Origin of the sequence: Mycolicibacterium brisbanense (genome assembly GCF_001570425.1) — a bacterium.
Lineage (GTDB): Bacteria > Actinomycetota > Actinomycetes > Mycobacteriales > Mycobacteriaceae > Mycobacterium > Mycobacterium brisbanense.
Window position 1 is genome coordinate 1 of the sequence record NZ_BCSX01000044.1, and the last position, 13,940, is coordinate 13,940.

At 67.7% G+C, this 13,940-nt stretch carries 14 protein-coding genes; 10 read left to right on the top strand and 4 right to left on the bottom strand.

Annotated elements, in window-relative coordinates:
- The first annotated feature begins 196 nt into the window (after positions 1 to 196).
- From RMCB_RS24295 to RMCB_RS24310, 4 genes are read left to right on the top strand one after another with little or no spacing between them, the layout of a single operon-like run.
- On the top strand, positions 197 to 565 hold the full coding sequence (locus tag RMCB_RS24295; RefSeq protein ID WP_062830827.1) for a hypothetical protein: 369 nt from the start codon (positions 197 to 199) through the stop codon (positions 563 to 565).
- A gap of 13 nt (positions 566 to 578) precedes the next feature.
- Positions 579 to 1,460, top strand: coding sequence for a tRNA glutamyl-Q(34) synthetase GluQRS (gene gluQRS / locus RMCB_RS24300; RefSeq protein ID WP_062830828.1), 882 nt, complete (start codon positions 579 to 581; stop codon positions 1,458 to 1,460).
- Between the two features lie 59 nt (positions 1,461 to 1,519).
- Positions 1,520 to 2,980, top strand: a complete 1,461-nt coding sequence (locus tag RMCB_RS24305; RefSeq protein WP_084388603.1) for an ABC transporter permease subunit — start codon at positions 1,520 to 1,522, stop codon at positions 2,978 to 2,980.
- A complete protein-coding gene (locus RMCB_RS24310) occupies positions 2,977 to 3,732 on the top strand; it encodes an amino acid ABC transporter ATP-binding protein (protein WP_029372694.1) in 756 nt (251 codons plus the stop codon). Before RMCB_RS24305 ends, RMCB_RS24310 begins: the two co-directional genes overlap by 4 nt.
- Here the strand turns inward: RMCB_RS24310 and RMCB_RS24315 are convergent.
- Positions 3,719 to 5,071, bottom strand: a complete 1,353-nt coding sequence (locus RMCB_RS24315) for an aldehyde dehydrogenase family protein (protein ID WP_062830984.1) — start codon at positions 5,069 to 5,071, stop codon at positions 3,719 to 3,721. The genes RMCB_RS24310 and RMCB_RS24315 overlap by 14 nt on opposite strands.
- A gap of 115 nt (positions 5,072 to 5,186) precedes the next feature.
- Here RMCB_RS24315 and RMCB_RS24320 point away from each other — a divergent pair, with 115 nt between their 5' ends.
- Positions 5,187 to 6,422: an MFS transporter gene (locus tag RMCB_RS24320; protein ID WP_084388604.1), complete on the top strand. Its 1,236-nt coding sequence runs from the start codon at positions 5,187 to 5,189 to the stop codon at positions 6,420 to 6,422.
- Positions 6,423 to 6,434: 12 nt separating this feature from the next.
- On the opposite strand, the gene RMCB_RS24325 is transcribed toward RMCB_RS24320, so the two are convergent.
- Both RMCB_RS24325 and tgt read right to left on the bottom strand, forming a co-directional pair.
- On the bottom strand, positions 6,435 to 7,652 hold the full coding sequence (locus tag RMCB_RS24325) for a cytochrome P450 (RefSeq protein ID WP_062830829.1): 1,218 nt from the start codon (positions 7,650 to 7,652) through the stop codon (positions 6,435 to 6,437).
- 34 nt (positions 7,653 to 7,686) lie between these two features.
- Positions 7,687 to 8,919 carry a tRNA guanosine(34) transglycosylase Tgt gene (tgt, locus tag RMCB_RS24330; protein ID WP_062830830.1) on the bottom strand — a complete coding sequence of 411 codons (1,233 nt, stop codon included), beginning with the start codon at positions 8,917 to 8,919 and terminating at the stop codon, positions 7,687 to 7,689.
- Positions 8,920 to 8,987: 68 nt separating this feature from the next.
- On the opposite strand from tgt, the gene RMCB_RS24335 reads away from it, so the two are divergent.
- Positions 8,988 to 9,500 (top strand): lipoprotein LpqH, encoded by a 513-nt coding sequence (locus RMCB_RS24335; protein ID WP_029372701.1) that lies wholly within the window; start codon positions 8,988 to 8,990, stop codon positions 9,498 to 9,500.
- On the opposite strand, the gene RMCB_RS24340 is transcribed toward RMCB_RS24335, so the two are convergent.
- Positions 9,487 to 10,395, bottom strand: a complete 909-nt coding sequence (locus RMCB_RS24340; protein ID WP_062830831.1) for a haloalkane dehalogenase — start codon at positions 10,393 to 10,395, stop codon at positions 9,487 to 9,489. The two genes, RMCB_RS24335 and RMCB_RS24340, sit on opposite strands and share 14 nt — an antisense overlap.
- 137 nt (positions 10,396 to 10,532) lie before the next feature.
- Between RMCB_RS24340 and RMCB_RS24345 the strand changes: the two genes are divergently transcribed.
- The 4 genes from RMCB_RS24345 (at position 10,533) to RMCB_RS24360 (ending at position 13,937) form a co-directional block, all read left to right on the top strand.
- On the top strand, positions 10,533 to 11,045 hold the full coding sequence (locus RMCB_RS24345; protein ID WP_029372703.1) for a lipoprotein LpqH: 513 nt from the start codon (positions 10,533 to 10,535) through the stop codon (positions 11,043 to 11,045).
- Between the two features lie 93 nt (positions 11,046 to 11,138).
- Positions 11,139 to 11,798, top strand: coding sequence for an SGNH/GDSL hydrolase family protein (locus tag RMCB_RS24350; RefSeq protein WP_029372704.1), 660 nt, complete (start codon positions 11,139 to 11,141; stop codon positions 11,796 to 11,798).
- Entirely contained in the window at positions 11,795 to 13,576 is a 1,782-nt protein-coding gene (locus RMCB_RS24355; protein ID WP_062830832.1) for a penicillin-binding transpeptidase domain-containing protein, read from the top strand. Before RMCB_RS24350 ends, RMCB_RS24355 begins: the two co-directional genes overlap by 4 nt.
- Positions 13,577 to 13,703: 127 nt before the next feature.
- Positions 13,704 to 13,937, top strand: coding sequence for a hypothetical protein (locus RMCB_RS24360; protein WP_029372707.1), 234 nt, complete (start codon positions 13,704 to 13,706; stop codon positions 13,935 to 13,937).
- The last annotated feature ends 3 nt before the right edge of the window (positions 13,938 to 13,940 follow it).

Below are 13,940 nucleotides of genomic sequence, written 5' to 3' on the forward strand. Positions count from 1 at the left end.
ACCCGGTCAAACAACTCCCGCCGCGTCGCCTTCGAATGCCGATAACCAGTTGGCACGACAACCTCCCAAATCACCGATGTTGTCGTAACCGTATGAATCTGCCGCGCGGGATCTCGCAGAGGATTCACCCTCGCGGCGGGGACGTGCCTGCGTGGGGCGCGGTTTACCGCCTGCGGTCATCGGGCATGCCACCTGCATGTCTGTGACAGCATTTCAGGATCTGCCGCTCGCCGACCGGGACCGCGAATGGGACGGCGACGCCGCCGACAAACGCGTCCGGAAGTGGGCCGACGCGCAGGACGAACCCAACGCGAAATACCGCGACGCGCACGTCTGGTACGACAAGGACGCCAAGGACAACTTCACGGCCTACAAGCTGCTGATCGCCGACGTGGTCGGCGGCAAGCTCGAAGCCGTACCGCGGGGTGTGATGGCCGCCGGCGGGATCATTGACGGCGCACGGGGCGGCATCGACATCCCGAAGGACGACGTCGACCGCGTGAAGAGCCACCTCGCGAAGTACTACAAGAAGATGGGCGAGGAGCCGCCCTGGGACCGTCGTTAGCTAGATTGCGGGCGTGAGCCTCGCCCCCGCCGGACGGTTTGCCCCGAGCCCGTCGGCTGATCTGCATATCGGCAATCTGCGTACCGCCGTGCTGGCGTGGTTGTTCGCGCGGTCGACGGGGCGCCGGTTCCTGCTGCGGGTGGAGGATCTCGACGACCGTACGTTCAGCGAGATCGGAAACCGTCAGGTCGACGATCTGGCGGCGATCGGATTGACGTGGGACGGCCCGGTCGAATGGCAGACGGGGCACCGCGAGCGGTACGACGCGGTCATCGACGCGCTGCGCGACGACGGACGGCTCTATGAATGTTATTGCAGCAGAAGAGATATCGCCCAGGCGCCGCAAGCCCCGCACGCACCGCAAGGCGCTTATCCGAGCACCTGCCGGGACCTGACCGATGCCGAACGACAGGCCCGCCGCGCCGAGACCGGCCGTCCACCGGCATTGCGGCTGCGCACCGACACGTTCGTCGGGACCGTCACCGACCTCGTGCACGGCTCGTACACCGGCATCGTCGACGATTTCGTCGTGCGCCGTGGCGACGGGGTCACCGCCTACAACCTCTCCGTGGTGGTCGACGACGCTGCGAGCGGCATCGACCAGGTGGTGCGCGGTGACGATCTGCTCAGTTCGGCGCCGCGGCAGGCCTACCTGGCCCGGCTGCTGGGCTACCCCGAACCGACGTATGCCCACGTGCCGCTGGTACTCAACGAGGACGGTGCCCGGCTGGCCAAACGCGACGGCGCGGTGACTCTCGGCGAGATCGGCGTCGAGCGGGCGCTGGCAGAGATCGGCGCGTCGCTGGGGTATACGGCCACCACTGTGCAGGGCATGCTGGACGAGTTCGACCCGGCAGCGCTGCCGCGACATCCCTGGATATACCGGGCCAACTGAGCAGAACACTTCGGCACGGCGCCGATTCCTGTTAGCTTCCGGCAGTGCGCTACCTTCGAATGCCGCTCCTCGGGCTGCTGCTGATCCTCGCGCTGCTGACCGCGGCGTGCGGGCCGTCGGCGAACAACACCACCGACCCGGTGAAGTCCGCCGGGGTGCTGCGCGTCGGCACCGAAGGGGTGTACAGCCCGTTCAGTTACCACGATCCCACCACCGGCCAACTCACCGGCTATGACGTCGACGTGGCCCGCGCGGTGGCCGAAAAGCTCGGAGTCCGCGTCGAATTCGTGGAGACCCCATGGGATTCGATCTTCGCGGCGCTGGAGGCCAACCGATTCGACGTGGTGGCCAACGAGGTCACCATCACCCCCGAGCGCCAGGCGAAGTACGACCTGTCCGAACCGTATTCGGTGGGTGAAGGCGTCATCGTCACGCGCGCCGACAACCATTCGATCAACTCGCTGGCAGACCTCAAAGGCAAGGTGGCCGCCGAGAACGCCACCAGCAACTGGTCGGACGTGGCCCGTAAGGCGGGCGCGCGGGTCGAGACGGTCGAAGGTTTCACGCAGGCCATCGCGCTGCTCAACCAGGGCCGCGTCGACCTCGTGGTCAACGACAGCATCGCGGTGTATGCGTACCTGGCCGAAACGAACGACAAATCGGTCCGCATCGCCGGCACCGTCGGCGAGAAAAGCGAGCAGGGTTTCGCCGCCCGCAAGAACAGCGGCCTGCTGCCCGAGCTGAACAAGGCACTCGACGAGCTGCGCACCGACGGGACCCTGGCCTCGATCTCGCAGAAGTACCTCAAGGCCAACGCTTCCGGCGGCCCGCAGGCGGGGCAGGGACCGCAGGCGCCGCGGTCCACCTGGCGGCTCATCGGTGACAATCTGTGGCCGTTGGCGAAGGCGGCTATCACCAAGACAATTCCGTTGACCGTCATCAGCTTCGTCATCGGGTTGGTGATCGCACTGGCGGTGGCGCTGGCGCGGCTGTCGTCGAATGTGGTGCTCAGCAACGTCGCCCGGTTCTACATCTCGATCATCCGCGGGACCCCGCTGCTGGTGCAGTTGTTCATCGTGTTCTTCGCGCTGCCGGAGTTCGGCGTGAAGATCGATCCCTTCCCGGCCGCGGTGATCGCGTTCTCGCTCAACGTCGGTGGCTACGCGGCGGAGATCATCCGCTCGGCGATCCAGAGCATCCCCAAGGGACAGTGGGAGGCGGCCGAGACCATCGGGCTGAGCTACGTCGGCACGCTGCGCCGCATAATCCTGCCGCAGGCGGCACGGGTCGCGGTGCCGCCGCTGTCGAACACCTTGATCTCACTGGTCAAGGACACCTCACTGGCCTCGACCATCCTGGTCACCGAACTGCTGCGGCAGGCCCAGATCATCGCCGCGCCGACGTTCGAGTTCTTCGCCCTGTACGGCACGGCGGCGGTGTACTACTGGGTGATCTGCCTGGTGCTGTCGTTCGGCCAGAGTCGCCTGGAACACCGACTGGAAAGGTACGTGGCGCGATGACCGAGAATCGGATCGAAGCCCAAGGCGTCCGAAAAGCGTTCGGCGACAACGAAGTCCTCAAGGGCTTGTCGTTCACGGTGCCGCGCGGCAGCGCCACGACCGTCATCGGCCCGTCAGGATCGGGCAAGACCACGCTGCTGCGCGCGCTCAATGCGCTCGACGTGCCGGATGCCGGCGTGATCAAGGTCGGCGACGTCGAACTGGACTTCGCCAACCCCGTACCCAAGGATCAGCTGCGCAAATACCGGGCGCAGAGCGGTTTCGTCTTCCAGTCGCACAACCTCTTTCCGCACAAGACCGTGCTGCAGAACATCACCGAGGGTCCGCTGGTGGCGCAGAAGCGCCCGCGCGACGAGGTGGAGGCCGAGGCCGCCGAGCTGCTCAGCCAGGTGGGGCTGGCCGACAAGCGGGACCAGTACCCGTACCAACTCTCGGGCGGCCAGCAGCAGCGCGTCGGCATCGCCCGGGCGCTGGCGCTCAAACCCAAGGTGGTGCTGTTCGACGAGCCGACTTCGGCGCTGGACCCCGAACTGGTCGGCGAAGTGCTCTCGGTCATCCGCGATCTCGCCGTCGAAGGCTGGACACTGGTGATCGTCACGCACGAAATCCAGTTCGCCAGGCAGGTTTCCGATCAGGTGCTGTTCACCGACGGAGGCGTGATCCTCGAACAGGGGCCACCCGCTTCGGTGATCGGCGACCCGAAGGAGGACCGCACCCGGCAATTCCTGCAGCGGATCCTCAACCCGCTGTAGCCGGGGGCGGCGCCAGGTGCACGACCTTGACCGCCGTCATCTCATCGAGCAGCTCGGGTCCGAACCCGAAGCCGCTGCCGCTGGCCCGGCGGGGCTGGGACGCACCACCGGGCGCACCGCCGAACACGTCGTTGATCTTGACGGTGCCCACCGGGAGCGCACGCCACGCCTCCTGGGCGTGGGCCATATCGGTCGTCAGCACGGTGGCGGCCAACCCATAGCGGTCGTCGGCGGCCTCCAGCAGCGCGGCGCCGAAGTCGGGCACGGTCCGGATCGGGGCGACCGGCCCGAAAGTCTCCTCCGAGAACACCGCCATATCCCGGGTGCAGTCAGTCAAAACGGTTGGCGGATAGAATGTTCCGGCCCCGTCACCCGGTTGTCCGCCGATCAGCACCCGCGCCCCGTGTTTGACGGCGTCAGTGACCTGCTGGTGCACCTGGGCCCGCTGTCGCTCGTCGACGAGGGGGCCGATGCGGTCGGCCCACGCGCGCGCCTCACCCACCAGCGCCCGGGTGAATTCGTCGGCCACCGAGGCCACCGCGAATATGCGCTCGACCGACACACAGATCTGGCCGGCGTTGGCGAACGCGCCGAGCGCGGCCTGCTGCGCCGCCCACGTCGGATCCGCTCCCGCGTCGACGATCAGCGCGTCGTTGCCACCGTTTTCCAGCAACGCCTTGGCTCCTCGCTGGGCGCATGACTGGGCGATGGCCCGGCCGGTCACGCTGCTGCCGACGTGCGCCACGACGTCGACGCGTTCATCGCCGGCGAGGCGGGCCCCGACGGTGCCATCGCCGTCGACGATCTGCAGCACACCGTCGGGCAGGTGTTCGGCCAGCAGCTCGGCGAACCTGCGGCCGGTGCGCGGGCAGCGCTCGCTCGGTTTGTGCACGACGGCGTTGCCGGTCACCAGGGCGGCGCCCAGCAGCCCGGCGGCCACCGCGACCGGGTCGTTCCATGGCGTCAACACCGCCACCACTCCGCGTGGTTCCGGGACCATCATGTCGGTGGCCGACCAGTTGCCCTGCAGCGTGCGGCCACCGTGAAGCGGCCCGAGTTCGGCGTACTGCGTGAGTGTCCCGGCCCCCGCGTCGACGCCGCCCAGGGCGTCCTGCCGCAACTTGCCGGTCTCCCGTACGTTGAGCTCGGCGAGTTCTTCGGCCGCCGCGCGGACCGACTCGGCGGCCGCGTGCAGCGCCGAGGCCCGTTCCGTCGCCGGCATCCGGGACCACCGTTTCGCCGCGGCACAGGCTCGCTCGACGGCCGCACCGCATTCCGCGGGCCCGGCAATGGGGACACGACCTACCAGGTCGCCGGTGCGTGGGTCATGGATCGTCAGTTCACGTGTCTCAGGCACACCTTCGGGTACCCCGGTTGGCCGTGCCTACACGCACCGCACCGCGTGGTCGGATTTCCGCCAGCATCCGGGGTGTCATGCCCATAACGTCACGACCATGACACCCCAGCCAGCTCTGCGCCGAATCACCGTGTGGTTCATAGCGATTGCCGCCGCCCTTGGCACTGCCGCCATGTACCCGCTGCAACCGGCGATATCCGATGTCGCTGACAGTCTTGACATCTCGGTTGCCCAGGCCGGAATCGCGTTGGCGTGCGGTCCCGTCGGCTACCTGATGGGGCTCGCGATGCTGGTACCGCTGGTCGACCGATTTGCACCGAACCGCGTTCTCGCCGCGCAGTTCGGCGCGCTGGCGGTGGCCTTGGCGGTCAACGCCGCCGCGGACACGCTGTGGACGCTGGGCCTCACCATCGGGGTGATCGGCGCCTGTTCGACCGTCGGCGCACAGTTGAGCTCGACAACCGCGCGTTTCGTCCCCGAAGGCGGCCGGGCAACCGCGCTGGGCATTGTGACGGCAGGTATCTCGGCCGGGATCATCGGTGGCCGGATCGCAGGCGGTTGGCTGACCGAAGTGGCGGGATGGCGGGGCGGCTTGCTCGTGTTCGCCGCCGCATGCGCCGTCGTCGCACTCGTCGCCCTCTGGGCTCTGCCCGCCACCGCCGGTTCGGCCACGGGCGGTTACCTGGCGACCCTCCGCGGCCTACCCGGCCTCTACCTGCGATTCCCGGCGTTGCGCATCGCCGCGGTGCGCGGTGCGCTGTGGTTCTTCGCGTTCTGCGCGGTGTGGGCCGGCCTCGCAGCGGCGCTGGCGCAGCCGCCGTACTCGTATCCACCCGAGCGGATCGGCCTGTACGCCCTTGCCGGTCTGCTCGGCATTGTCGCCACTCGGATCGCAGGTGTGTGGACCGACCGTGCCGGCGCACGACGAGTCATGAGGGTCGGCCTTGGCGTCGCCGCGCTCGGCGCGGTCACGCTGGCCGGGTGCCTTGCGAGTCCGGTGGCCACGCTCATCGGTCTGGCTGTGTTCGACGCCGGGTTGTTCGCGGCCCAAGTAGCCAATCAGAGCACGGTTCTGGCCATCGACCCCGCCGCGCCGGCACGGTTCAACAGCGCCTACATGGTGGTGTACTTCGTCGGCGGCAGCCTGGGCACCGCCTTTGGAGCGGCCGCCGTCGGGTGGCTGGGCTGGCCGGCAACCGCAGCCGTGACTGCCGCGGCGATCGCTGTCGCGATGCTGCTCACGGCCGCCGACCGTGCGCGAACTGCTGGCGAAACACGGCGTGGCGGGCAGCAGACACGCACGCTCGGCGAGGTTAAGGCTCGGCGAGGTTAGGGAGCGACGAGGTTAGGGAGCGACGAACAGGCTGGACATTCCTCGCAGGGTCAGGTTCGCCTTGTACACCGGCTCCGCTGCCAGACGAGCCTGCGGATACCGCGCGGTGATCGCCGACAGCGCGACCGAGGCCTCCAGTCGGGCCAGCGGCGCACCCAGGCAGAAGTGTGGTCCCTTGCCGAACCCCAGATGGCGGATGGCCCCGCGATCCGGATCGAATTCGTCGGCGCGGTCGAACACGGCCGGGTCACGGTGTGCCGCGGCCAGCAACAGCAGCATGGTGTCGCCCTCGGGGACCTCGACGTCGCCGATCGTCATGTCTTCACCGGCGATGCGCGATACCAGCTGCACCGGCGGGTCGTAGCGCATGGTCTCTTCGATCACGCTCGACACCCGCCCGGCGTCATTGCCAAGAGCGGCCCACTGCCGGGGGTGGCGCAGCATCGCCAGGATCGCGTTGGCGATCAGGTTCACCGTGGTCTCGTGTCCGGCGATGAGCAGCAGATCGCAGGTGGCGACGATCTCGTCCTCGGTGAGTTGGTCACCGGATTCCTCCACCTGGATCAACGCCGACATCAGGTCGTCCCCCGGCCGGCGCCTGCGCTGCGCGATCAGGTCGTGAAGGTAGTCCGCGAGCCACCTGCCTGCGGCCATCTGCTGGTCGAACAGCGCCGACGCTTCGCCCGTCATCGCCATGAACGGGTCGAGGGCCTGAGCCAGCAGGGCCGAGGCATCGCGAAACTTGGGCTCGTCCTCGATCGGCACACCCAGCAGCCGACAGATCACCGCGACCGGCAGCGGGTAGGCCAGGTCGGCGATGGCGTCGAAGGATCCCTCGGCGACCCGGTCGAGCAACCCGTCCACGAGGGCCCGGATGTCGGGTTCGAGAGCGTGGACCACCTTGGGCACGAACGCCTTGCTCACCAAGCCGCGCAGCCGCGTGTGGTCGGGCGCGTCGAGGAACAGGAAGCTGGTCGCGCCGCGCTCCTGGACCCCGCGCTGAGCCATATGCCGTTGTGCCACAGTTGATTTCATGCGATCGCTGCACGACGCGGGATGCCGCAGCACCGCATCGCACTCGGCGAAGGTGGAGAACACCGCGACGTTGGACTCGGGTATCTGCAAGGGGCCACGCTCGCGGATCCGCCGGTAGGACGGGTACGGGTCGGCCCGGTTGGCCGGGTCGAGCAGCTGCAGCAGGAGCGACTGATCTTCGGCAGCGGTCGTCATCTAGTTATTGTGCACGCGTTGAAGAAGCGGCAGGTCAGCGTACGGGCGCCCCGTAGTACCGCCCCAACACGTGTGCCCGCAGCTCGTCGAACTCACCGGCGACGATCGCCGCCCGGATCTGGTCGACCAGCCGGATCACGAACCGCTCGTTGTGGATCGTGCACAGCGTCGCCGATAGCATCTCCTTGGCCTTGAACAGGTGCCGGATGTACGCACGCGAGTAGTTGGCGCAGGTGTAGCAGTCGCATTCCGCGTCGATCGGGGTGAAGTCCCGCTTGTACCGCGCGCCGGTGATGTTGAACCGCCCGGTCGCCGAGTACACCGCGGCGTTGCGCGCCACCCGCGACGGCGACACACAGTCGAACGTGTCCGCCCCGGCCGCGACCGCGTCGAACAGGTCGTCGGGTTCGCTGATGCCCAGCAGGTGCCGGGGCTTGTCGGCGGGCAGCTCGCTGCTGACCCAGCCGACGATGGTGGCCAGGTTCTGCTTCTCCAGCGCACCGCCGATGCCGTAGCCGTCGAAGCCGTGACCGTCCGCAGTGCGGATCGTGGTGAGCCCGTGTGCCGCTTGGCGCCGCAGATCCTCGTACTGCGCACCCTGGACCACCCCGAACAAGGCCTGCCGGGGCCGCTGCGGGGCCGAGTCCTGCAGCCGGTGATGTTCGGCCAGGCACCGCACCGCCCACTCGTGCGTGCGCTGCACCGAACTCTCCTGGTAGCCACGGGTATTGACGAGCGTGGTCAGCTCGTCGAACGCGAAGATGATGTCGGCGCCGAGCTGGTGCTGGATGCCGATCGAGACCTCCGGGGTGAACCGGTGCTTCGAGCCGTCCAGATGCGATCGGAACGTCACACCGTCCTCGTCGACGACCGCGAGCCGTTCCTTGCCCTTGGCGATGATGTCGTCGGTCTGCAGCCGCGACGTGTCCATCGCCAGCACCTTCTTGAATCCGACGCCCAGCGACATCACCTGAAAGCCACCGCTGTCGGTGAAGGTGGGGCCGGGCCAGTTCATGAAGGCGCCCAGCCCGCCGGCCTCAGCAACGATCTCCGGGCCGGGCTGCAGGTACAGATGATAAGCGTTGGCCAGAATCGCTTGCGCCCCAAGCTGTTTCATGGTCTCGGGAAGTACCGACTTGACGGTGGCCGCGGTGCCGACGGCGATGAAGGCCGGGGTGTGGATGTCTCCGTGCGGGGTGTGGATCACCCCCACCCGACCGAGCCGGCCGGGCAGTTCGGCTTCGACGGTGAAGTACGGCTCGCCCACAGCAGGTATTCAACCGGATGCCCGCCCGATTTCCGTCATAGGGGCCGACGCGACCATACTCGTCTGTCGTGAAGCACGGATTCGTCATCGCCGCCGGAGCCGCGACGTTGCTGGTAGGGATCGTCGGGTGTTCATCGCAGAATTCGAGTTCGCCGGGCGGTTCCCAGGCGCCCGGACCGAAGGCGTCGAGCCAGGAAACGTCGACCTCGACGCTGCCACCGGTGTCGCCCGTGCAGCCCAATCAAGCCCGGGTGACCTTCGGCACCAACGACGCCGGACCGTTCACCGGTGTCGGTTGCGAGACCAAGGACGGGCTGACCACCATCAACATCGAAGGCCACCTGCACACCACGATCGAGCTCACCGACGGTGAGGCGCCGGCGGTCAAGTCGGTGAACATCGGCGAAATCGGTTCTGACGGACCGGCACTGGTTTACGTCGAAGGCGTGTCCGGCACGCCCGTGGTCGCGACCCGCGACGGCAAGAACTACACCGTGACCGGCAGCGGCATGGCCTCGAACTCCGCCAGCACCGAGCCTCCGGTCGACACACCGTTCGACGTCGCGGTCACCTGCCCCTGAGGAATTCGACGATCGCCGCGGCGAGTTCCTCGCCCGCGTCCTCTTGCAGGAAATGGCCGGCGTCGGCGATCACGGGGTGCTCGACGCCCTGGGCACCGCGCATCTCACGGCGGAAGATCCCTGCCATCGCACCCGTGATCGGATCACCGTCACTGAATGCGACGAGCATCGGAGTTTCGCTGGCGCACAACGCTTTCCATGCCGACCGGTTGGCGGCCGCAGCCGGGTCGTCGGGTGTGGTGGGTACCAAGCCCGGCATCGCGCGCGGCCCGGCACAGTAGGTGTCGTCGGGGAACGGGGCATCGTAGGCGGCGCGGACCGCGTCACCGACCGGGCGCCGACACCCGGACGCGACGAACCGGCCCACGTCGATGGTCGGCAAATTCTGGATCGCGGTGCGGAACTGCCACCAGATCTCGGGCATCGGGATGTCTCCCGTCGGCAGGCCCGTGTTGGCAACGACGATGCGGGCGAAGCGTTCCGGATGCTCGGCGGCCAGCCGCAACCCGATCAGCCCGCCCCAGTCCTGCCCCACGAGTGTCACCCGGCTCAGGTCGAGGACGTCGAAGGCCAGCGCCCGCATCCACTCCACATGCCGGGCATAGCTGTGGTCTTCGATGCGGGCCGGCTTGTCCGACCGGCCGAAGCCCACCAGATCGGGACAGACGACGCGGTGTCCCGCCGCGGTGAGCACCGGGATCATGCGGCGGTACAGAAACGACCACGATGGTTCCCCATGCAACAACAGCACGGGGTCGGCGTCCGGCGGCCCCTCGTCGATCCAGGCCACCCGCAGCAGGCCCCCGTCGTCGTCTGAGATCTCGGAATAGCTTGGGATATAGGGAAATTCAGGGAGATCGCGGAACCGCTCATCGGGCGTGCGCAAGGTCTGCATGGTGCCGAACTTACGACCGTTTCCGGTGCCGGGCCAGACAATTCGGCCATTCTCTCGCCGCCACCGACACCTGACTCCATACTGCACAGGTATGGTCCGCCATCGTCGACGGGCCGCATACCTGGAGGAGAACAGTGGTGAAACGTGGGTTCGTAGTAGCCGTCGGGGGCGCGGCGGTCATCATCGCCGGCTTGTCGGGCTGTTCGTCGAGTGAAAAGAAGTCGGAGTCGGGTGGCTCGTCGGCGACGGCGTCGCAGACCGCCACCGTGTCGGCTCCGGGAGGCAACGTCACGGCCAGCACCGGGACGGGCACCGCCAAGGTCACCATCGACGGTAAGGACCATGCGGTCCAGGGTTCGGTGGTGTGCGCGACGGTGGCCAACACCGTGAGCCTCACCATCGGGCAGGCGCCCACCGGCGTCAGCGCCACTCTCACTCCGGGTGATCCACCGACGGTCACCGCCTTGGCGCTGGGCAACATCGACGGCGTGTCGCTCGGATACACGCCCGGCGTGCCCGGCGGCAGCGCCGACGCCACCAAAGACGGAAACACCTACACGATCAAGGGCAACGCCACCGGGATGGACATGGCCAACCCGACGGCCGGAGCCGTCACCAAGCCGTACGAAGTGGAGATCACCTGCCCCTGACGACGGCGCACGAGGGTGGGCCCGGGCACTGTGCGGCGTGCCGAGCGGCCCCGGCTCACCCTCGAATCCGGCGGGATGTGATGTGCTTGGTTCATGGCGGCCAAGCGGATTCTGTGTTTCGGTGACTCACTGACGTGGGGCTGGGTGCCCGTAGCGGACGGCGCACCCACGCAACGGTTCGCCCGCCACGTCCGCTGGACAGGTGTGCTGGCCGACCGGCTCGGCGCCGACTACGAGGTGATCGAAGAGGGGCTCAGCGCCCGCACCACCAACCTCGACGACCCGACCGACCCGCGGCTCAACGGCGCCGCCTATCTGCCATCCGCTCTGGCGGCACACCTGCCGCTGGACCTGGTGCTCATCATGCTGGGCACCAACGACACCAAGGCCTACTTCCGGCGCGAGCCGCTGGATATCGCCCTGGGCATGTCGGTGCTGGCGACGCAGGTGCTGACCAGCGCCGGTGGAGTGGGCACGAGCTATCCCGCTCCGCAGGTACTGGTGGTCGCGCCGCCGCCACTGGCGCCCATGCCGCACCCTTGGTTCCAGCTGATCTTCGAAGGCGGGCAACGCAAGTCGGCCGAGCTCGCGAAGGTCTACGGCGCTCTCGCGTCGTTCATGAAGATCCCGTTCTTCGACGCCGGCTCGGTGATCAGCACCGACGGGGTCGACGGTATCCACTTCACCGAGGCCAACAACCACGACCTCGGGGCAGCCCTGGCCGAACAGGTGCGCGCGCTGGTGCCGGCATGAGCAGACGCACCCTCGGCCTGCTCACGGTGCTCGCGCTGCTGCTGGGGATCGTCAGTTGCTCGTCGGCACCCAAGCCCGCCGACGTCTTCGCCTCGTTCGCAGATGCTCTGCAGCGCAAGGACGCGCACGCCGCCGCCGAACAGACCAGTGACCCGGCCACCGCGGAGAAGACCATCGCCGCGATGTTCAACGGCATGGGCGATCAGGCCAAGCTGACCGTCGGCTCGTCGCCCACCGACGGCCAGGAGAACGGTTTCACCCTGAAGTACCAGTGGTCCTGGGGCGAGGGGCACGACTTCGCCTACGACACCACGGGATCGGCGGCCAAGTCGGGCGACAACTGGCGCGTCACGTGGTCCCCCACCTTGCTGCACCGGGATTTGAAGGACGGCCTGAATTTTCAGTACAGCCAGGACAGCGAGTTGCAGACGCCCGTGCTCGACCGCACCGGTCAGCCGTTGATGAGCTGGCAGACGGTCGGGGTCATCAACCTGGAACGCACCCATCCGGAATCCGCAGCGGCCCTGGCGGGGCTGCTCAACCAGTTCGACCCCACCACCACACCGGATTCCATTGCCGCACAACTCAACGGCACTCAAGATGACCGCGTCACCGTGATCAAGTTGCGCGAAGACGATCTCGCCAAGGTCCGCGATCAGCTCACCCCGATCCCCGGCGTCACCGTCGTCGAACAGGGCCAGTTGCTCACGGCCAACCGGGAACTGGACTCCCCGGCGATCGGCGGCCTTGAGCAGATCTGGCGCGACCGCATCACCCGGTCCGCCGGGTGGTCGGTCTATCTCGTCGACGCCAAAAATGCTCCGTCGCAACGGTTGATCTCCACACCACCGGCGCCGACCGACCCGGTGAAGACCTCGCTGGACATGCGGCTGCAGTTGCTCGCCCAGCATGCCGTCGCGCGCGAATCCCGCCCCGCCGTGCTGATCGCCCTGTCGAGTTCGACGGGCGGCATCCTGGCCGCGGCGCAGAACGCAGCCGCCGCTCCGCAAGGGGCGATCGTGTTTTCCGGGCTCTACCCGCCGGGTTCGACATTCAAGACGATCACCACCGCCGCCGCGCTCAAAGCCGATCTCGTGACACCGCAGACCCCGGTCGCCTGTCCGGGACAGGTGACCATCGAGAACCGGACCATCCCCAACGAGGACAACTTCGATCTGGGGACGGTTCCACTGAGCACGGCGTTCGCGCATTCTTGCAATACGAGCATGGCGGCGCTGGCCGACAAGTTGCCCGCCGACGCCCTGACCAACACCGCACGCGATTTCGGCATCGGTGTGGACTTCACGGTGCCCGGCCTCACCACGGTCACCGGCAAGGTGCCCAACGCCGACTCCGCCGCGCAGCGCGTCGAGAACGGCATCGGGCAGGGCACCGTGACGGTCAGCCCGTTCGGGCTCGCGGTCGCCGAGGCCAGCCTGGCACATGGTTCGACGATCGTGCCGACCCTGGTCGACGGCGAGAAGACCACCGCCGACAAGCCGTCGGTTCCATTGTCGCCCAACGTGGTTGACGCACTTCGCGCGATGATGCGCCAGACGGTGACCGAGGGCACCGCCGCCGAGCTCCGCGACATCCCCGACCTCGGCGGCAAGACCGGTACGGCCGAGTTCGGCGACAACACCCACTCGCACGGTTGGTTCGCCGGGATCGTCGGCGATATCGCATTCGCGACGCTGATCGTCGGTGGCGATTCGTCGGCTCCGGCCGTCGCACTAACCGGAGAATTTCTCCGCCCGGCCCTGGCCAATACCGGCTAGCACTACCGCGGGAATGGCGGTATTCGGCACCCCGGGTTGGGTGTCAGCAGCGACGACATCGACGTGCTGGAAAGACAGGATTTAGTCATCGCCAACAACGGCGAACCCCAGCACTCAGGAGAGCATCATGAAGAACCCGATGAAGTTCGCCGCCACCGCCCTGGCCGCCGCTGCGATCGGCGGAACACTGGCCCTGGCTCCCATCGCCGCTGCCGACACCCAGACCACCAACACCGCCACGGGCGCCAGCCCGCTGGTGCCCAACGGCACCGAGCCCAGCATCCCCTACCGCTTGGGGTACATCGACTCCAACCACGACGAGGCCAACACCACCTCGAACAACGTGGATCTGCCGTTCTGAGAT